This window comes from Janthinobacterium sp. SUN026, assembly GCF_030397625.1.
Taxonomy (GTDB): Bacteria; Pseudomonadota; Gammaproteobacteria; order Burkholderiales; family Burkholderiaceae_D; genus Janthinobacterium; species Janthinobacterium kumbetense.
On sequence record NZ_JAPQNU010000002.1, the window covers coordinates 423,511 to 442,957 of the forward strand.

Below are 19,447 nucleotides of genomic sequence, written 5' to 3' on the forward strand. Positions count from 1 at the left end.
GAAAAAAATGTGCAGGCGTATTAAACAAGCCACACTGTATATGTGTCAAGCGCTTTGGGGGCGCAATTCACGTTTCAATATAAAACAAGCGCTCTAAAAGCGCTTGTTTGGGGAAAACAGGGGTAAAACGTTAGTGTTTTACTACCTCACCGGCCGCGTCAGGCTTGGCCGCGGCAGCCGTGACAGCCTCCACCACAGCGACGTCCGCCAACGCTTCAGGCATGCGTTCGAGGGCGATTTCCAGCACTTTGTCGATCCAGCGCACCGGTACGATCTCCAGTTTGTTCTTGACGTTGTCCGGAATATCGGCCAGGTCTTTCACGTTTTGCTCTGGAATCAGGACCGTCTTGATGCCGCCGCGATGGGCCGCCAGCAGCTTTTCCTTCAAGCCGCCGATCGGCAATACTTCGCCGCGCAAGGTGATCTCGCCCGTCATCGCCACGTCGGCGCGCACGGGAATGCCCGTGAAGACCGACACCATCGCCACCGTCATGGCCGCGCCAGCCGAAGGACCGTCCTTCGGTGTCGCGCCTTCCGGCACGTGGATGTGGATGTCGCTCTTCTCGAACACGTCCGCCTTGATGCCCAGGCGCTGTGCCCGGCTGCGCACCACCGTGCGGGCTGCCTCGATCGACTCTTTCATGACGTCGCCCAGGGTACCCGTGCGGATGATGCCGCCCTTGCCCGGCATCGACACGGCTTCGATGGTCAGCAGATCGCCGCCCACTTCCGTCCATGCCAGACCGACCACCTGGCCTACCTGGTTTTCTTTCTCTGCGACACCGAAATCATAGCGGCGCACGCCGAGGAATTTATCCAGGTTCTTCGAGTTGACGATGACTTTCTTGTCGGATTTCTTCAGCAGCAGCATCTTGACCACCTTGCGGCAGATCTTCGACACTTCCCGCTCGAGCGAACGCACACCGGCTTCCCGCGTGTAGTAGCGGATGATGTCGCGCAGCGCCGACTCGGCCACCGAGATTTCCTCTTCCTTCAAGCCATTGTTCTTGATCTGCTTCGGCAACAGGTAACGCTGCGCGATGCTGGTCTTTTCATCTTCCGTGTAACCGGACAGACGGATCACTTCCATGCGGTCGAGCAAGGCTGGCGGAATGTTGTACGAGTTCGACGTCGCCACGAACATCACGTCGGACAAGTCGAAATCGACTTCGATGTAATGATCGGAGAACGTGTGGTTCTGTTCCGGGTCGAGCACTTCCAGCAGGGCCGACGACGGGTCGCCACGGAAATCGGCGCCCATCTTGTCGACTTCATCGAGCAGGAACAAGGGATTGCGCACGCCGACTTTCGACAGCGATTGCAGGATCTTGCCCGGCATCGAGCCGATGTAGGTGCGGCGGTGGCCGCGGATTTCCGCTTCGTCGCGCACGCCGCCCAGGGCCATGCGCACGAACTTGCGGTTCGTCGCGCGGGCGATGGACTGGCCCAGCGAGGTCTTGCCCACGCCCGGAGGACCGACGAAGCACAGGATAGGCGCCTTGAGCTTGTCGACGCGCTGTTGCACCGCGAGGTATTCCAGGATGCGTTCCTTGACCTTGTCGAGGCCGTAGTGGTCGCCCTCGAGCACTTTTTCAGCGTTCGCCAGGTCGTTATTGACCTTGGATTTCTTTTTCCAAGGCAAGTTGACCAGGGTGTCGATGTAATTGCGCACGACGGTGGCTTCGGCCGACATCGGCGACATCAGCTTGAGTTTTTTCAACTCGTTGGTAGCCTTGTCGAGCGCTTCCTTCGGCATTTTGGCCGAAGCGACTTTTTTCTCCAGCTCGTCGAGGTCGGCACCATCTTCGCCCTCGCCCAGTTCTTTCTGGATCGCCTTGACTTGCTCGTTCAGGTAGTACTCGCGCTGCGATTTTTCCATCTGGCGCTTCACGCGGCCGCGGATGCGCTTTTCCACCTGCAGGATGTCGAGTTCGCCTTCGAGCTGGCCCAGCAGGTGCTCGAGGCGCTTGGCCACGCTGAAAATTTCCAGGATGACTTGTTTTTGCTCAAGTTTCAGCGGCAAGTGCGCGGCCACCGTGTCGGCCAGGCGGCCGGCATCGTCGATGCCCGACAGGGAAGCGAGGATTTCCGGCGGGATTTTTTTGTTGAGTTTGACGTACTGGTCGAACTGCTGCACGATCGCGCGGCGCATGGCTTCGACTTCCGACTCGTCGCCCGGCTCGGACTCGAGCGGCGTCAGGTCGGCGATGAAGTGCGTCGGGGCATCGCTGATGTGGTTGATACGGGCACGCTGCGCGCCTTCGACCAGCACCTTGACGGTGCCATCGGGCAGCTTCAGCATTTGCAGAATATTGGCAACGCAGCCAATTTCATAGATATCCGAAGGAGACGGCTCGTCCTTCGCGGCTGCTTTTTGAGCGGCAAGCATGATGCTCTTGCCCTGCTCCATCGCAGCTTCCAGCGCCTTGATCGACTTTGGACGGCCAACGAACAGCGGTATCACCATATGCGGGAAAACGACGACATCCCGCAACGGCAATAACGGCAGTTGAGTTTGCTCAGTTAATTTGGAAGTTGTCATGGCGTACCTTATAGAAAGCGTGTTTACGATGTTGGCGCTCGCTGCCAAAACACAAGACCGGCGAGAATAAATAATTCTGTGAAACAAACATTTTTCTGTTTATTTCGCAAAACACACCCGCATGACGGTAATAAATGCAGTTTTCACAGTAAAAAAGCCACGCGCAGCTAAGCGCCGCGAGTGGCTTTCCGATTGAAGCCTGCACTCATTGATTTAAATTGTACTGCCATGCATTAAGGAATCAAAACCCTTTTTATGCATTTGTCTCGGCAGTTTTCAATTTTCTCCGGAGGCTTTGGCAGTCTCTTGATAAATCAACAAAGGTTTGGCGCCGCTGGTGATGGTATTTTCGTCGATGACGACTTTCACCACATTTTGTTCGCTCGGCAGTTCGTACATGACGTCCAGCAAAGCATGTTCCAGGATGGAACGCAGGCCACGGGCACCGGTCTTGCGCGCCAGCGCTTTCTTGGCGATCGCATGCAGGGCGGCCGGACGAATCTCCAGTTCCGCGCCTTCCATCTCGAGCAGCTTCGAATACTGCTTGATCAGCGCATTCTTCGGCTCGACGAGAATCTGGATCAGCGCCTCTTCCGTCAATTCCGCCAGGGTGGCGATGACGGGCAGGCGGCCCACCAGTTCCGGGATCAAGCCGAATTTCACCAGGTCTTCCGGTTCCGCTTGCAGCATCAGTTCGCTGGCCGAGCTTTGCGACTTGCTGCGCACCGTGGCCGAGAAGCCGATGCCGCTCTTTTCGGAACGGTTGGCGATCACTTTCGACAGGCCGTCGAAGGCGCCGCCGCAGATGAACATGATGTTGGTCGTGTCGATCTGCACGAAATCCTGGTTCGGATGCTTGCGGCCGCCTTGTGGCGGCACGGAAGCCATCGTGCCTTCGATGAGTTTCAGCAAGGCTTGCTGCACGCCCTCGCCCGACACGTCGCGCGTGATGGACGGATTGTCGGACTTGCGCGAAATCTTGTCGATTTCATCGATATAGACGATGCCGCGCTGGGCTTTCTCGACGTCATAGTTGCAGCTTTGCAGCAGCTTCTGGATGATGTTTTCCACGTCTTCACCCACGTAACCGGCTTCGGTCAGGGTGGTGGCGTCGGCGATCACGAACGGCACGTTGAGCATGCGCGCCAGGGTCTGTGCCAGCAGGGTCTTGCCCGAGCCGGTAGGACCGACCAGCAAGATGTTGCTCTTGGCCAGTTCGATGTCGTCTTTCTTGCCCAGGTGCTTGAGGCGCTTGTAATGGTTGTACACCGCCACCGACAGGATGCGCTTGGCAGTCTGCTGGCCGATCACGTACTGATCGAGCAAGGCGGCAATTTCTTGCGGCGTCGGCAGGTCGGATTTGGTACCGGTCACCGTCTCGATGCTCGACGTTTCATCACGGATGATGTCGTTGCACAGGTCGATGCACTCGTCGCAAATGAATACGGACGGGCCGGCGATGAGTTTCTTCACCTCGTGCTGGCTTTTGCCGCAGAACGAGCAATACAGTAATTTTTCGCCGCTAGAGGATTTTTTGTCTGACATAAGGCATTTTGGTTGGAACTGCATTAACAATATTGCAAAATCGCAAGCCGGATGATGGTTGCCGCCCGTTAAGGCAACTCCCCATGGCGCAAGTCAACAACGTGCACAAGCTCCATGCTACCCGAAATAAAAGCGAAACGCCCGAACGTTTGAGCGCCCGGGCGTTTACTTACGTACTTAGCAATACCGGTAGGGGCTCATCAAGCGCGGCTGGTCAACACTTTGTCGATCAAACCATACTCAACGGCCTCGTCGGCGGACATGAAACGGTCGCGGTCGGTGTCCTTGGCGATCTGTTCGATCGTCTGGCCCGTGCGCTCGGCCATGATGCCGTTCAAGCGGGTGCGCAGGTAAAGGATTTCCTTCGCCTGGATCTCGATGTCGGACGCCATGCCTTGCGAACCACCGGACGGCTGGTGAATCATGATGCGCGAGTTCGGCAGCGAGAAACGCTTGCCCTTGGCGCCAGCGGCCAGCAGGAAAGCGCCCATCGAAGCAGCCATGCCCGTGCACAGGGTCGAGACGTCCGGCTTGATGAACTGCATGGTGTCGTAGATGGCCATGCCGGCCGAGACCGAACCACCTGGCGAGTTGATGTAGAGCGAGATTTCCTTTTCCGGATTTTCGCTTTCCAGGAACAGCAGCTGGGCGACAACCAGGTTGGCCATCTGGTCATTGACCGGGCCGACCATGAAAATCAAGCGTTCCTTCAGCAGGCGCGAGTAAATATCATACGAGCGCTCGCCGCGACCGCTTTGTTCCACCACCATCGGCACCAGGCCGAGCATCTCTGTGTCCAGCGCTGGGTTACGGTTCATACCTGTCATTTCATTTCCTTGTGAAGCAGTTAGGGGATGCTACCACCACCTTGGAACACCTGACAAAACCTACTGCGCGTCGCGATTTGCGGCCTCCGATGCTCACTGTGCATTCGCACAGCTCCGCTTCTCAGCCACAACTCCCATCCGCTCGCTACGGTTCTATCAGGTGTTAAAAGCGATCATGGCATCCCAATACCAACTGGTTTACGCTTGTGCGTTGCTTCCCATCAGTTCGTCGAAAGCAACTGCTTTCGTCGTGACTTTCGACAGGCCCAACACGTAAGTGACGACGTTTTCTTCCAATACAAGGGCTTCGATCTCACCCAGACGACGACGGTCGCTGTAGTAGTACTTCAGCACTTCGCGTGGATCTTCGTAGCTTTGAGCGAAATCTTCGATTTGCGCCTTGACTTGCTCAGGCGTAGCTTGCAGCTTGTTGTCGCCCACCAGTTGCGACAGGATCAGGCCCAGGCGTACGCGACGCTCGGCTTTGTCTGCGAACAGTTCTGCTGGGAAAGGCACGTCCTTGACGTTCATGCCGCGCTGCGCCATGTCCTGGCGGGTCATTTCGGCCAGGCGCTCGGAATCCTGAGCGATCAGCGTTTTTGGCACTTCCAGCTCAGCAACTTTGATCAGCGCGTCCATGACGGCTTCCTTGTTGCGTGCTTTCACGCGGCCAGCGACTTCGCGTTGCAGGTTGACTTTGATGTCTTCGCGCATTTTGGCCAGGTCGCCATCGGCAACGCCCAGCGATTTGGCGAATTCAGCATCGACTTCCGGCAGGTGCGCCCATTCCAGCTTTTGCAGGGTGATGGTGAACGAAGCGGTTTTGCCGGCTACGTCCTTGCCGTGATAGTCCTCAGGGAACGACAATGGGAAAGTCTTCGACTCGCCCACTTTCAGGCCCAGGGTTGCTGCTTCGAATTCTGGCAGCATGCGGCCTTCGCCCAGCACGAAAGCGTAGCCTTCAGCTTTACCGCCTGGGAATTCAACGCCGTCGATCGAGCCAACGAAGTCGACGGTCACGCGGTCGCCGTTGGCAGCGATCGGCTCACCGCCGTCGCCGTGTTCGCCAGCTTCGCCCTTGGTGTGGAAGTGCACGCGCTGCTTGCGCAGGATGTCGATGGTCTTGTCGATTTCGGCTTCCGACACGTCGGCTTGCACGGTTTCGATTTCAACGGCCGTCAGGTCGCCGATGGCGACTTCCGGATACACTTCGAACGTTGCGTCGAAAGCCAGCTGGCCTTCGGCTGCTTCTTCTTTCGGCACGATGTTCGGGAAACCGGCCACGCGCAGATTGTTTTCGTTGGCGGCGTCGTTGAACGCGCGGCCGACTTTGTCATTCAGCACTTCGGATTCAATTTGGTAGCCGTATTGTGCTGCGACCATTTTCAACGGCACTTTGCCCGGACGGAAGCCCGGTGCCTTAGCCGTACGGGCTTGCACTTTCAGGCGCTTCTCAACTTCCGTGCGGACGTCCGTCAGCGGGAAGGAGATCGTGATACGACGTTCGAGTTTGCCCAAGGTTTCGACTGCAGTTGCCATGTAAAAAATCGTCCAAAAAATAAACACTGTTGGTGCGAGAAAAGAAGACCCGACCCCTTGCGCCATCACTGGCGGCAAGACATGGGCCCAGCTTCACTCGCTCGCATATATCATCTGTAAAAGTACTGCAAACAGGACAATGGACCTGGTCTACCCGGCTGAGGGAAAACCCGCACCAGGCACCAAACAATCCGCCGCTTCCAGTACTGCGACAGGGCTCCGAGCGTCCAGCCTTGCTTCTAAGTAAATGCAGGGCCGGCCATCATTCGGTAAAGCGTGGCATTATAACAAAGGACTTCGGGAAAGTGGCTGGCTTTGCAGCGCGGCCACAGAGGATACCAGCGGCGGCGAACGAGTCGCCACAGCCTGGGGGTGCCCTGTCTTTACTCTTGCCCCGGCATTCTTTGTTTCGCCAGAGACAGGCTTTCCAGCCTGCTTCGTTCATTAGTATATGCGAACTGGCGCCCCGTCCGAAACAAAGAAATGCGCTCATGGCGAAGATTTCGGGCAAAAAACCTTTGATTTATCTCAATTTGGCCATTTTTCAGGCAAATCGCCGCCCATACCCCGCCCTATCCTGCCGTGCCGGACGAAAAATAGCGCGTTGGAAGACGCATCCCATGACGAAAACACGGGAAGAACGGGAAGAAAAACAGGAAGATGCCTGAACGAGGCTGAAGAACAACTTGATGGTGCTGCACGTCCGGGCTGGAACAACCCGGATTGGTGCGGATGGGGAGACTCGAACTCCCAAGCCGAAGCACTGGCTTCTAAGACCAGCGTGTCTACCAATTCCACCACATCCGCATTTTTTCACTACCAGCAACAGACTGCCGCCGCGCAGACTGTCGTCTGCGCCTCCCTGATTTTAACAACTCGGGAGCGATCTGGCTACCGCAGACTCAACGAGCAAGCCCTCAGTAAAGCAAAGGCGGCATTCTACTGGATTTCCCAGAGGAATGCCGCCTTTTTTTGCCTATGCCCTGGCGCTGGCTGCTAGCCTTCTTTTACGGTCGCCGGCGCCGGCTTCTTGACCCGGAACCAGGCCGCATACAGGGCCGGCAGGAACAGTAAAGTCAAGGCCGTCGCCAGGATCAGGCCGCCCATGATGGCCACCGCCATCGGCCCCCAGAACACGGAGCGCGACAACGGAATCATGGCCAGCGCGGCGGCGGCGGCCGTCAGCACGATGGGGCGGCAGCGGCGCACGGCCGAGTCGATGATGGCGTCCCATGGGGCCGAACCATCGCGGATGTCTTGCTCGATCTGGTCGACAAGGATCACCGAGTTGCGGATGATCATGCCGAACAGCGCGATGACGCCCAGGTTGGCCACGAAGCCCAGCGGACGGTGCAGCAGCAGCAAGGCAAACGCGGCGCCCGCCACGCCCAGCGGCCCCGTCAGGAACACCAGCAGGGAACGCGAGAAACTGTGCAACTGCAGCATCAGCAAGGTGAAGATGATGAAGATGGCCAGCGGCAAGTTCGCCGAGATCGACGCTTCCGCTTCACCGCTGTCGGCCGCCACGCCCTTCACATTGATGCGGTAGCCGGCCGGCAACTTGGCCCGCAAGGCGTCCAGCTGCGGCGCCAGCTGCGTCGACACGGTGGCGCCCTGGATGCCGTCGATCACGTCCGACTGCACGGTAATGGCCCATTCACGCTTGTCGCGCCAGACGACACCCGGTTCCCACACGAAATGCGCGCGGGCCAGCTGCGAGATGGGCACGGACTTGCCCGTCGCCGTCGGAATATTCGTGTCATTCAACACGGAAATCGTCGCCCGCTCTTCCAGCGGCTGGCGCACCTGGATATCGATCAGCTTATTGTCTTCGCGGAACTGGCCGATGACCGTGCCCGACAGGATCGTATTGGCCGCCTGCATCACCGTTTTCGACGTGACGCCCAGCGCGCGCATCTTGTCCTGGTCCAGGTCCAGGCGCAATACTTTCACCGATTCATTCCAGTTGTCGTTCACGCCCAAGGTGTTCGGATTGGCGCGCATGATGTCCTTGACCTGGTCGGCGATGGCGCGCACACGGGCCACTTCCGGTCCCGTGACGCGAAATTGCACGGGATACGGCACGGGCGGTCCGTTCGGCAACAGTTTGACGCGGCCCCGCACTTCCGGGAAATCTTTCTTGAAGACATCGACGATTTGCTGGCGCAAGCGTTCGCGGTCAGCCAGGCTCTTCGGCAAGACCACCACTTGCGACACGTTGGTCTGCGGGAAGATCTGATCCAGCGGCAAGTAGAAACGGGGACTGCCCGTGCCGACATAGCTGGTGACGCTTTCCACGCCGTCGAGCTTGCCCACGAAGGCTTCGAATTTCTTCACCTGCTTTTCATTCGCGGCAAACGTCGTGCCTTCGGGCGACCACAGTTCCACCATCAGTTCGGGACGGCTGGAATCGGGGAAGAATTGCTTTTCAATAAAGTTAAAGCCGTAGATGCCCAGCGCAAAGATGGCCAGGGTGGCGGCAATCGTCGTCTTGCGCCATTCCACGCACCAGGTGACGGCGCGGCGGAAGCGGCGGAAGTTCGGCGTATCGAACAATTCATGGTCGTTGTGCGCGTGCGGTTTGACTTTCAGCAAGACATAGCCGATGTAGGGCGTGAAGACGACGGCCACCACCCACGAGATGATCAGGGCCAGCGCATTGACGGAGAACAAGGAGAACGTGTATTCGCCGGCGGCCGACTTGGCCAGGCCGATGGGCAAAAAGCCCGCCACCGTGATCAGGGTACCCGTCAACATGGGCATGGCCGTCGACGTATAGGCGAACGTGGCCGCGTCGAAACGCGACATGCCCTCTTCCATCTTGCGCACCATCATCTCGACAGCAATGATGGCGTCATCGACCAGCAAGCCCAGCGCGATGATCAGGGCGCCCAGCGAAATCTTGTGCAAGTCGATGTCGAGCAGGCGCATGAACAGGAAGGTGACGGCCAGCACCAGCGGAATGGTCAGCGCCACCACCAGGCCCGGACGCACGTCGATGCGCAGCGGTTTCGTGTGCAAGCCCAGCGCGACAAAGCTGACGGCCAGCACGATCAGAATGGCTTCGACCAGGGTGTGCACGAACTCGCCCACGGAGGCGGACACGGCTTCCGGCTGGTTCGACACGCGCTGCAGTTCTATGCCGACCGGCAACTCGCTCTTCATGCGCGTGACCGTTGCCTGCAAGGCCTTGCCCATGTCGATGATATTGCCGCCCTTTTCCATCGACACGCCCAGGCCGATCACTTCCTTGCCGTTGAAACGCATCTTGTCCTTCGGCGGATCGATGAGTTCACGTTTCACGGTAGCAAAATCACCGAGGCGGAAGGTGGTGCCGTTGGCGCGCAGTTCCAGGTTTTCCAGGTCCTTGACGGTCAGCATGGCGCCCGTCACGCGCACTTGCAGATTGTCCGTCGGCGTCACCAGCACGCCCGTGGCGTTGATGCTGTTCTGCGCGGACAGTTGCTGCACGATGGCGTCGAAAGGAATGCCCAGCTGGGCAAATTTCTTGTGAGAAAAGACAATATTGATCTTTTCATCCTGCACGCCGAACAGTTCCACCTTCGATACTTGTCCCACGGCCAGCAATTCCTGGCGCACCTTGTCCGCGTAATCCTTCATTTCCGCGTACGTAAAACCGTCGCCGGACAGGGCGAAGATGGAGCCATACGTGTCGCCGAACTCGTCATTGAAGAACGGGCCCACGACGCCGGCCGGCAAGGTGCCCTGGATGTCGCCGATCTTCTTGCGCACCTGGTACCAGGCGGCGGCCGTTTCCTTGGGCGGCGCCGATTCGCGCAGTTCCAGCAGGATCAGGGTTTCGCCCGGCTTCGAATAGCTGGTGATTTCGTCGATGTACGGCGTTTCCTGCAGTTTCTTTTCCAGCTTGTCCGTCACCTGCTCGGCCATCTGCAAGGCCGTGGCGCCGGGCCAGTACGCTTGCAGCACCATGGCGCGGAAAGTAAACGGAGGATCTTCATCCTGGCCCAGGCTGGCGTAGCTGAGCATGCCGCCGATCAGCAGCACGGCCATCAAGTAACGCGTCAGCGGGATGTGTTCGAGCGCCCAGCGCGACAGATTGAAGCCGCCCTTCATTTGGCCGCACCCACGCTGACGGCGGCGGCACCGGCGGCAGGCTTGCTGGCCAGTTCGGCGCCGAGGATGGTCACTTTCTGGCCCGGCTTGAGCAGGTTGACGCCGGCCGTGACCACGGTCTGGCCCGCTTTCACGCCCGAGGTCAGCAGCAGCTCATTGCCCGCCACGCCGCCCACCGTCACCGGCACCAGCTTCACGGCGCCGTTTTCCACCACCCACACGGAACTTTGCGATTTCTCATTGAACAGGGCCGTCAGCGGCACCTTGATCTGCGGCGTGGCCGTTTGCGAGGCGAACTGCACCACGGCCGTCATGCCCAGGCGCGCCTGCGGCGCGTCCGGGATGCTGACCTTGGCAATATAGGTGCGCGTGGCGGCATCGGCCACGGGCGACACTTCGCGTATCTTGCCCGGCAAGCCCTGCTTCGGGTCGGCCCACAGGCGCACCACCACATCCTTGACGCCGCGCAAGGTCTCGACCTTGTCTTCAGGAATGCCGATCACGACTTCCTTCTCGCCGCTCTTCGCCACTTGCACGACGGGCGCGCCGGGCGCCACCACCTGCCCCACTTCGGCCTCGATGCGCGTGACGACGCCATCGACGTCGGCCAGCAAGCTGGCATAGCCGGACTGGTTCGCCTGGCCACGGTACAGGGCCTGGGCCGCTTCCACGTTCGCCTGCGCCGCCTTGTAGGTAGCGTCCTTGCCGTCAAGTACGGCCTGGCTGACGAAATTTTTCTCGCGCAAATCCTGGTAGCGCTTCAATTCCGCGCGCGCCAGGTCGCGGCTCGTTTCCGCGCTAACGAGCGAAGCCTTGGCCTGCGCCTGCGACAGCTGCAAGTCGGCAGGGTCGAGCTGCATCAGCACTTGCCCCTTCCTGACGCTGGCGCCCACGTCCACCTTGCGCGCGACGATCTTGCCGCCCACGCGGAAGCCCAGCTGCGATACGACACGGGGCATGACCTCGCCCGACAGCTCGGCACTCACGTCAACATTACTGCTAGACAATACGATCGCGCGCACGGGGCGCACGTCTTCCACTTTGACGGCAGGCTTGGAACAAGCCGCCAGGGTCAGCGCCAGGGCGGCGGCGGCAATCAGCCGCAGGGCGGGAAGTGCGGGAGCGCCGGTCTCGCGGCGCAGGGTTTTCAGGGCAAACAAGGTATTTTCCTTTACTATGCGGGCTGCAATATTTTTATGCGGAGAAACTTTTTGCTTGTCCTTTGGGCCAAGCCAAACTTTTTCGCACGCGATATCCTTAAATTTGTGACAATATCAGCTTGGTCATCGCGGGGAGCGATTTCCCCCTAATGACTTTCTGGTTATTAATTATAATCGTGCGTAAAAGTTTTTAGTGACTTTTGCGTCATTAATCTTGAGACGTACAACGTCCGGCCCCATTCCAGCGTGTGAGGGTGCCGGACAAACGCAAGACTAGAGAAGTGTGTTCATGCCTGTAGACCATTACGAAAATTTTCCTGTTGCATCATTTTTACTGCCGCGCCGCCTGGTGCCCGCCGTCGAAGCCATCTATGCCTTCGCCCGCAGCGCCGACGATCTGGCCGATGAGGGCGACGCCACGCCGGCCGAGCGCCTGGCCGCCCTGCACGCCTATGAAGAAGCGCTGGGCCGCATGGACCGCCACGAAGGCCATGCCGGCGAGAACGCCGCCATGTTCGAGCGCCTGGCCGCCGTCATCGCCAAACACCAGCTGCCGCTGAAGCCGTTCCACGATCTGTTGTCGGCATTTAAACAGGATGTGGAAACGACGCGCTACGCCAGCTATGACGATGTGCTCGATTACTGCGCCCGCTCGGCCAACCCCGTAGGGCTGCTGATGCTGCACCTGTATGGCGCGGCCGATGAACAGAATGTACGCGATTCCGATGCGATATGTTCAGCTTTGCAACTAATTAATTTCTTGCAAGACGTCGCCATCGACCAGCAAAAAGAGCGCATCTACCTGCCGATGGAAGACTTGAGCCGCTTTGCCGTCTCCGCCGCCGCCTTCGAGCGGCCCGAGGCACACGGCAAGTGGAGCGCCCTGATGCGCTTCGAAGTGGCCCGCACGCGCGCCCTGATGCTGTCCGGCGCGCCGCTGGCCCTGCGCTTGCGCGGGCGCATCGGCTGGGAATTGCGCCTGGTGGTGCAAGGCGGCTTGCGCATCCTCGAATGCATCGAAGCCGTCAATTACGACGTGTTCCGGCGCCGTCCCAAGCTGGAGAAACGCGACTGGCTGATCATTTTCTGGCGCGCCCTGCGCATGTCGCGCAAAAGCTTGCATCAAGAGACACAAGTAAAAACGGCTTTTCCCCCGTCGCCCACTCTGTAAGACGATAGAATAGCGGCTTCGATCTGCAACCCTTGCTCTTTTGACTATGTCTCCCGACGAATACTGCCAACAAAAGGCCGCCCAGAGCGGCTCCAGCTTCTACTACAGCTTCCTGTTCCTGCCCGCCGAGCGCCGCAAGGCCATCACGGCCCTGTACGCCTTCTGCCGCGAAGTCGATGACACGGTCGATGAATGCACGGACGAAGCCGTGGCACGCACCAAGCTGGTCTGGTGGCGCAAGGAAGTCAAGGCCATGTACGAGGGCATCCCCACGCATCCCGTGATGCGCGCGCTGGAACCGCATCTGGCCGTGTATCAACTGGAAGAAAAGCATTTGCAGGCCATCATCGACGGCATGGAAATGGACTTGAACCAGACCCGCTACCTCGATTACCAGGCCATGAGCCGCTATTGCTGGCATGTGGCCAGCGTGGTGGGTATCTTGTCGGCCAGCATCTTTGGCGCGACCCGCCCGGAAACCCTGCTGTACGCGGAAAAACTGGGCCATGCCTTCCAGCTGACCAACATCATCCGCGACGTGGGCGAAGATGCGCGCAAGGGGCGCATCTACCTGCCGATCAGCGAATTGCAGCAATTCAATGTGACGGCGGCCGACTTGCTGAACGCGCGCCACAGCGAAAACTTTGAAAACCTCATGCGTTTCCAGGTGGCGCGCGCGCAAAAGGCGTATGACGAAGCTTTCGCGCTGTTGCCAGCCGAGGATCGCCGCGCCCAGCGTCCGGGCTTGATCATGGCCGCCATCTACCGCACCCTGCTCAACGAAGTCGAGCGCGACGGCTACCACGTGCTGAAACAGCGCATCTCGCTCACCCCGATCCGCAAACTGTGGCTGGCCTGGAAGACCTGGGTTCGTGGCTAAGCCTATCGTGAAGCAACGCTACGCCGTCATCGGCGCCGGCTGGGCTGGCTGCGCGGCGGCCATGGAACTGGCGCGTGCCGGTCACCCGGTGACCGTATTCGAGGCGGCGCGCACCCTGGGCGGACGCGCGCGCAGGGTCGAGAGAGAAAACACGGTGCTCGACAACGGCCAGCATATCTTGCTGGGCGCCTACACGGAAACCTTGCGCCTGATCAAGCTGGCGGGGCAAGACCCGGACGAACTGATCCTCACGCTGCCCCTGCAGATGCGCTATCCGGCCGGCTCCGGGGGCATGGATTTCATCGCACCCCGCCTGCCCGCGCCGTTGCACCTGGTCTGGGCCCTGCTGCGCGCCACGGGACTATTGCGCGCCGACAAACTGGCCCTGATGCGCTTTTCCACCGCCATGCGGACGATGGGTTGGCAGCTGTACAACGATTGCACGGTCAGCGAATTGCTGCAGCGCTTCGACCAGACGGACACTTTGTGCCGGCTGATGTGGCACCCGCTGTGCCTGGCTGCATTAAATACCCCGCCCGAGCGCGCCTCGGCCCGCGTCTTCCTCAACGTGCTGCGCGACAGCCTGGGCGCCAGCCGCCGCCGCGCCTCCGACATGCTGGTCCCGAAGGCGGACCTGAGCAGCGTCTTGCCCGACGCGGCCGCCCGCTATGTGGCACAACATGGCGGCGCAGTGCGCACGGGCGCCAAGGTGGCCGCCCTGCAGGCGCTGCCCGACTGCCGCTGGCGGCTCGATGACGGCGTCGACGATGGAGAAATCTTTGACGGCGTCATCGTCGCCACCTCGTCCGTGCAAGCGGCCGGCCTGCTGCAAGGCTTGCAGGACGCGCGCCTCGATAACGTTATTGCCAAAATGCAAGCCTTCACGCCGGAAGCGATCAGCACCTGCTACCTGCAATACGACGCCACGGTGCGCCTGGACTTGCCGTTCTACGCCCTCGTCGATACGCCGGCGAACCGGCACTGGGGCCAGTTCGTCTTCGACCGGGGCCAGCTCGACAGCAAACAGGCCGGCTTGCTGGCCGTCGTCATCAGCGCTTCCGGCCCTGCCGCCGAGCAAGGCCACGGGCCGCTGGCGCAAGCCATCGCGGCCCAGCTGGCGCAAGTGTTGCAGCGCCCTGCCCTGGCCCAGCCCCTGTGGACCCAGCTGATCACGGAAAAGCGCGCCACGTTCGCCTGCACGCCGGACCTGGCGCGCCCCGGCAACGCCAGCGGCGTGCCGGGCCTGCTGCTGGCCGGCGACTACACGGCGAATGACGACCGCACGCTTGACTATCCGGCCACCATCGAGGCGGCCGTGCGCAGCGGCGTGGCGGCGGCCAAGGTCGTCACCACGGGCAAGGCGGCAAAGTAGACTTGACGGTGCATCCTCCCCTGGCGTCGCTCGCCCCCGCGAAATTGCATTCTGTCGCACCGCGCTGGTGCGCTCGCGTGCGCTTGGGTACAGTCTGATCATCGACAACGGCCATGCCACGGGGAATACCATGCACACCACCTTGCACTTGAAAAACAGCTTGAAAGCCCTGGCGCTGCTGGCGGGTGTGGTGCTGGCCACCTTGATCGTCATGCAGGTACAGCAGGCGCCACAGGCACCGTTGCTGCTGAGCCAGGCAAGCATGTTGCTGCCGGCAGTGGGCTGAAGCGGCGGACAGGAAGAATATGATGAACAAGCAAGATTATCTCGACGCGCTGCGGCGCGCACTGGCAGGCTTGCCACCGGACCTGGTGGCCAAGACCCTCGATTATTACGAACAGACCTTCATCGAAGGCGCTGCGGCCGGCCGCAGCGAGCACGAAATCGCCGACGACCTGGGCGACCCGAAAAAAATCGCCCTCACCTTGCGCAGCAGCACCCATCGCCAGGCTTTCGAGCAAAAGAAAACGCCCATCAACCTGCTGCGCCTGCTCGTCTCGCTGGTGGGACTGGCCATCTTCAACCTGTTCATGGTCGTGCCAGCCGCCGTCTACGCGGCCCTGCTGGCCACCCTGTACGCCGTCGGCCTGAGCTTTTACCTGGCCGGCATCGCCATCACGGCCAGCGGCTTGTCCGGCGCCAACGAACTGGTGCTCGACGGCCCCCTGCGCCACGTCTTCATCCATGACGATGACGGCGGCGAAGGCGGCGAACGGCGCGAAACGCGCATCACCATCGGCGACACGGGCATCGAAGTCGACCACGTGCCCGGCCCCGTCAAAGCCGAGTCCGCACCCGAGGCACCGGGCGCCTCATCGCGCATGATGGAACGGGCCGAAGCGCTGGCCGGCGGCGGCATCCGCATCTCCACCGACATGGACCGCGATGCGCGCACCACGCAAACCGTCTTTGGCGTGGGCATGCTGCTCGGCGGCATCGCCATCTTCCTGCTCAGTCTGGTCGTAACGCGCTATACCTTGATCGGCATCAAGCGCTACGTTGCCATGAATGTTTCCCTGCTCAAAGGTCACTAGAAAGGCTGCCATGAAACGCTTGCTCAAAGTTGGCCTGTCCATGCTCTTGCTGGCACTGGTCCTGATCGCCATGTCGTATGCGGCGCTGCGCGCCAAGGGAATCAGCAATCCCAGCAGCGCTGCCGGCCGCGCCGTGCGCAGCGAAACGCGCCCGATTTCCGCCGATATCACCAGCATCGACCTGGCCGGCCCCATCGACCTGGTGCTGCGCCGCGGCGCCACGCCATCGCTGAAGGTCAGCGGCGAACAGCGTTTGCTGTCGAACGTCGACACCACGCAGGATGGCACGACCGTGCATATCGGCCCGAAAGGCATGCTGTTCCACCATCGCCAGCCGCTGCAGGTGGAACTGGTGCTGCCAGCCCTCGTGCGCGTCGAAGTGCACGGCAATGGCGACAGCAAGATCACGGGCTTTTCCGGCGACAGTTTCATCCTGGAATTGACGGGTTCCGGCGACGTCAGTTTCACGGGACGCTACAAGCAGGTACAAGCCACCGTCAACGGCAGTGGCGACCTCGACATCAATGCGGGCAACAGCGACAGCGTGGTGCTGGAAATGGTGGGCTCCGGGCGCATCGCCGCCAGCGGCAACACGAAATTCCTGCGCGCCGACCTCAGCGGTTCAGGCGACATCGATGCCGAGCACCTGGCCGCCGACAAGGCCAGCGTCAGCCTGCAAGGCTCGGGCACGAGCACCGTCTTCGTGCGCGACGCCGCCAACCTGACCGTGCGCGGCAGCGGCGACATCCACGTCCACGGCAACCCGCGCCAGCGCGAGACGCAGAAGAGCGGCTCGGGCGACATCATCTGGCACTGAGCGGGCCAGCCGTACCTGGCACCGGGCTTACTGCGCCACGCCCTGGCCCAATTGACGCATGCGCTGCACGAGTTTGCCAATGGCGTAGACGAGCATCAACATGGCCCCGCCAGCAACGGTGGCTGCCCGGGGTTCGGCCAGCAAGGCATGGCGTGATGCTGGCGCAACGACCACCACGAACAATGGCAAACCGCAGACCAACAAGAAGGCCAGATTGCGCTGGTATTTCCGCACCTTCGATGACACATCCGTGAAAATTTCGGGTATTTTTCCATCCACCACAGGTTTGCGCCAGCAACGCCATCCCGCCACATCCACCACGCGTTCCCAACCCCCATCCACAAACAGTTGCGTGTAAACAGGATCCGCCTTTACACCCGGAAAGTCCCATCGATACGCGATGTCCGCCGGTGCGCCCCGATGGAACGTCATGCGGATGCCCAGGGGGTCGCTTGCATGCAAGTGCAGTCCCTGGCGCGCCTGCTCTTGCAGCCATCGCTCATGCATCCCGTCTTGCCACACCCACCACCATTTGAATTTCTTGACCAGTTGCTTGCTCATGCCGCATCCCCCTGTAGAAGTGACAATGTTCTTTTTCCTGTGGCTGCCATGATGTCCAAGCGCCGTACCTGCTCGCTCAAGACCTCGCGCCCCAGCTTCGTCATGCCATATATCTTGCGCCGCTCCTCTTCCCGGAGCTTGACGATCAAGCCCTGCTTTTCCAGCGTGGCAAAAGCGCCATACAAGGTGCCGGGACCAATGCTGACACTGCCTCCGCTGAGCATGTCCACCTTTTGCATGATGGCATAGCCATGCATGGGTTCATGCAGGCAAGCGAGCACATAGAACGTGGCCTCGGACAGCGGCAGGTAGCGCGAAAAGTTGATATCGTCCATGCTGCTCCATATCGTGCCCCACTATATCGACAATCGATATAGCGAGGCACGATACTAGCGCAGGGCATTATTGATTGTCAATAAAATTAGGAAATGGGAAATAGCGCAAGAGCATGCGCCCGCGGCAGCGCGCGGGCACACCGTAATGAAATCAGGCGGAGCGCGCCTCTAGCCAATGGATGGCCTGTTCGCCGGCCGCCTTGCCTTGCGCCAGGCAGGCCGTCAGCAGGTAGCCGCCCGTCGGCGCTTCCCAGTCCAGCATTTCCCCCGCCAGGAACACGCCCGGCATGGCGCGCAGCATGCTGCCATCGATGCCTTCGAAGTCCACGCCGCCGGCGCTGCTGATGGCTTCATCGATGGGGCGCGGACGCTGCAAGGTGACGGGCAGCAGCTTGATGGCGGCGGCCAGCTTGGCCTCGTCGGCAAAGTCGGCCGCACTCAGGCATTCGCGCAGCAAGCCCGATTTCACGCCCTTGATGCCCAGGCGGCTGTTCAGGTGGCTGGACATGGAGCGGGCGCCGCGCGGGCGCGTCACTTCTTCGAACACGCGTTCATGACTGTGGTCGGGCGCCAGGTCGAGCCAGATGGTGGTGCTGCCCTCGGCGGCGATCTGCTCGCGCAGCGCGGCCGACAGCGCGTAGATTAGGCTGCCCTCGACGCCGCCCGCCGTGATGACGAACTGGCCCTGGCGCTTGATCGTCAAGCCATCGATGTCGCGCGCCGTGATGGCCACCGTCGCCAGCGGATCGCCCGCATGACGGCTGCGGAAATACTCGCTCCAGTCCACGTCGAAGCCGCAATTGGCCGGCGCCAGGGGCGTCACGGCCACGCCCTGCTCTTGCAGCAGCGGCACCCAGGCGCCGTCCGATCCCAGCCGCGCCCAGCTGCCGCCGCCCAGCGCCAGGATCACGGCGTCGAAGGCGAATAGCCGTTCGCCGTCCGGCGTGGCGAAGGCCAGCTGGCCGTCTTGCCAGCCCGTCCAGCGGTGGCGCATGTGAAATTGCACGCCCGCTTCGCGCAGGCGGTGCAGCCAGGCGCGCAGCAAGGGCGCCGCCTTCATATCGGTCGGGAAGACGCGGTTCGAGGAGCCGACGAAGGTTTCCACGCCCAGGCCGTGCACCCAGTCGCGCACCTTTTGCGGGCCGAACTGGTCCAGCGCCGGTTTCACCCGGTGCGCTTGCCTGGCGTAGCGCGAGACAAAGGCCTGGTAGCCTTCCGCATGCGTGATATTCATGCCGCCCCGCCCCGCCAGCAGGAATTTGCGGCCGACGGACGGCATGGCGTCGAACAGCTCCACCCTGGCTCCCTGGTCGGTGGCCGCCTGGGCGGCCATCAGGCCGGCGGGGCCGCCGCCGATGACGGCGATGTGAAACGGAGGGGAACTGGTTTGGGTCATGGCGAGCTGGAAAGACGGTGAAAACCCCGGCATTTTAGTCGAGATAAGGCCGGCGGATGGCAAGAAGGCCGAAAAATGATGCATACTGCGCGGACATGCTGCAGCGATCGGCA

Annotated in this window: 16 protein-coding genes and 1 tRNA gene; 7 read left to right on the forward strand and 10 right to left on the reverse strand. The window is 60.8% G+C overall.

Translation table 11 applies throughout. The features are described 5' to 3' along the window. Positions 1 to 130: 130 nt before the first annotated feature. The 4 genes from lon to tig all read right to left on the reverse strand — a co-directional run bounded on the left by lon (position 131) and on the right by tig (position 6,453). A complete protein-coding gene (gene lon, locus OX459_RS11660; RefSeq protein WP_289905135.1) occupies positions 131 to 2,542 on the reverse strand; it encodes an endopeptidase La in 2,412 nt (803 codons plus the stop codon). A 276-nt stretch (positions 2,543 to 2,818) separates the two neighbouring features. Then, entirely contained in the window at positions 2,819 to 4,087 is a 1,269-nt protein-coding gene (gene clpX / locus OX459_RS11665) for an ATP-dependent Clp protease ATP-binding subunit ClpX (RefSeq protein WP_010398446.1), read from the reverse strand. Positions 4,088 to 4,287: 200 nt separating this feature from the next. Then, entirely contained in the window at positions 4,288 to 4,914 is a 627-nt protein-coding gene (gene clpP / locus OX459_RS11670) for an ATP-dependent Clp endopeptidase proteolytic subunit ClpP (protein ID WP_034787300.1), read from the reverse strand. Positions 4,915 to 5,112: 198 nt separating this feature from the next. Then, positions 5,113 to 6,453: a trigger factor gene (tig, locus tag OX459_RS11675; protein WP_077409110.1), complete on the reverse strand. Its 1,341-nt coding sequence runs from the start codon at positions 6,451 to 6,453 to the stop codon at positions 5,113 to 5,115. Between the two features lie 491 nt (positions 6,454 to 6,944). Here tig and OX459_RS11680 point away from each other — a divergent pair, with 491 nt between their 5' ends. After that, the gene (locus OX459_RS11680; RefSeq protein WP_289905136.1) at positions 6,945 to 7,121 is read left to right on the forward strand and encodes a hypothetical protein; all 177 of its coding nucleotides are present in this window, start codon (positions 6,945 to 6,947) and stop codon (positions 7,119 to 7,121) included. Between the two features lie 56 nt (positions 7,122 to 7,177). Here OX459_RS11680 and OX459_RS11685 read toward each other — a convergent pair. The 3 genes from OX459_RS11685 to OX459_RS11695 form a co-directional block, all read right to left on the reverse strand. Further along, positions 7,178 to 7,260 (reverse strand) — tRNA-Leu (locus OX459_RS11685). A gap of 189 nt (positions 7,261 to 7,449) precedes the next feature. Then, positions 7,450 to 10,548, reverse strand: coding sequence for an efflux RND transporter permease subunit (locus OX459_RS11690; RefSeq protein WP_289905138.1), 3,099 nt, complete (start codon positions 10,546 to 10,548; stop codon positions 7,450 to 7,452). Beyond that, on the reverse strand, positions 10,545 to 11,708 hold the full coding sequence (locus OX459_RS11695) for an efflux RND transporter periplasmic adaptor subunit (RefSeq protein WP_289905139.1): 1,164 nt from the start codon (positions 11,706 to 11,708) through the stop codon (positions 10,545 to 10,547). Before OX459_RS11695 ends, OX459_RS11690 begins: the two co-directional genes overlap by 4 nt. A 289-nt stretch (positions 11,709 to 11,997) precedes the next feature. Between OX459_RS11695 and hpnC the strand changes: the two genes are divergently transcribed. The 6 genes from hpnC to OX459_RS11725 all read left to right on the forward strand — a co-directional run bounded on the left by hpnC (position 11,998) and on the right by OX459_RS11725 (position 17,042). After that, a complete protein-coding gene (gene hpnC, locus OX459_RS11700) occupies positions 11,998 to 12,879 on the forward strand; it encodes a squalene synthase HpnC (protein WP_289905140.1) in 882 nt (293 codons plus the stop codon). 46 nt (positions 12,880 to 12,925) lie between these two features. Further along, on the forward strand, positions 12,926 to 13,759 hold the full coding sequence (gene hpnD, locus OX459_RS11705) for a presqualene diphosphate synthase HpnD (protein ID WP_077403957.1): 834 nt from the start codon (positions 12,926 to 12,928) through the stop codon (positions 13,757 to 13,759). After that, positions 13,752 to 15,131, forward strand: a complete 1,380-nt coding sequence (gene hpnE, locus OX459_RS11710) for a hydroxysqualene dehydroxylase HpnE (RefSeq protein WP_289905141.1) — start codon at positions 13,752 to 13,754, stop codon at positions 15,129 to 15,131. Before hpnD ends, hpnE begins: the two co-directional genes overlap by 8 nt. Before the next feature lie 130 nt (positions 15,132 to 15,261). After that, on the forward strand, positions 15,262 to 15,417 hold the full coding sequence (locus OX459_RS11715) for a hypothetical protein (protein ID WP_180278542.1): 156 nt from the start codon (positions 15,262 to 15,264) through the stop codon (positions 15,415 to 15,417). Positions 15,418 to 15,436: 19 nt separating this feature from the next. Beyond that, on the forward strand, positions 15,437 to 16,225 hold the full coding sequence (locus OX459_RS11720; RefSeq protein ID WP_289905142.1) for a DUF1700 domain-containing protein: 789 nt from the start codon (positions 15,437 to 15,439) through the stop codon (positions 16,223 to 16,225). 10 nt (positions 16,226 to 16,235) lie between these two features. Beyond that, positions 16,236 to 17,042 (forward strand): head GIN domain-containing protein, encoded by an 807-nt coding sequence (locus tag OX459_RS11725; protein WP_289905143.1) that lies wholly within the window; start codon positions 16,236 to 16,238, stop codon positions 17,040 to 17,042. Between the two features lie 27 nt (positions 17,043 to 17,069). Here the strand turns inward: OX459_RS11725 and OX459_RS11730 are convergent, their stop codons facing one another. The 3 genes from OX459_RS11730 to OX459_RS11740 all read right to left on the reverse strand — a co-directional run bounded on the left by OX459_RS11730 (position 17,070) and on the right by OX459_RS11740 (position 19,334). After that, entirely contained in the window at positions 17,070 to 17,603 is a 534-nt protein-coding gene (locus OX459_RS11730) for a DUF2812 domain-containing protein (protein ID WP_289905144.1), read from the reverse strand. Beyond that, complete coding sequence (locus OX459_RS11735) at positions 17,600 to 17,938, reverse strand: PadR family transcriptional regulator (protein WP_289905145.1); 339 nt, start codon at positions 17,936 to 17,938, stop codon at positions 17,600 to 17,602. The genes OX459_RS11730 and OX459_RS11735 overlap by 4 nt, the downstream gene beginning before the upstream one ends. Positions 17,939 to 18,089: 151 nt before the next feature. Then, complete coding sequence (locus OX459_RS11740) at positions 18,090 to 19,334, reverse strand: TIGR03862 family flavoprotein (RefSeq protein WP_289905146.1); 1,245 nt, start codon at positions 19,332 to 19,334, stop codon at positions 18,090 to 18,092. Between the last annotated feature and the right edge of the window lie 113 nt (positions 19,335 to 19,447).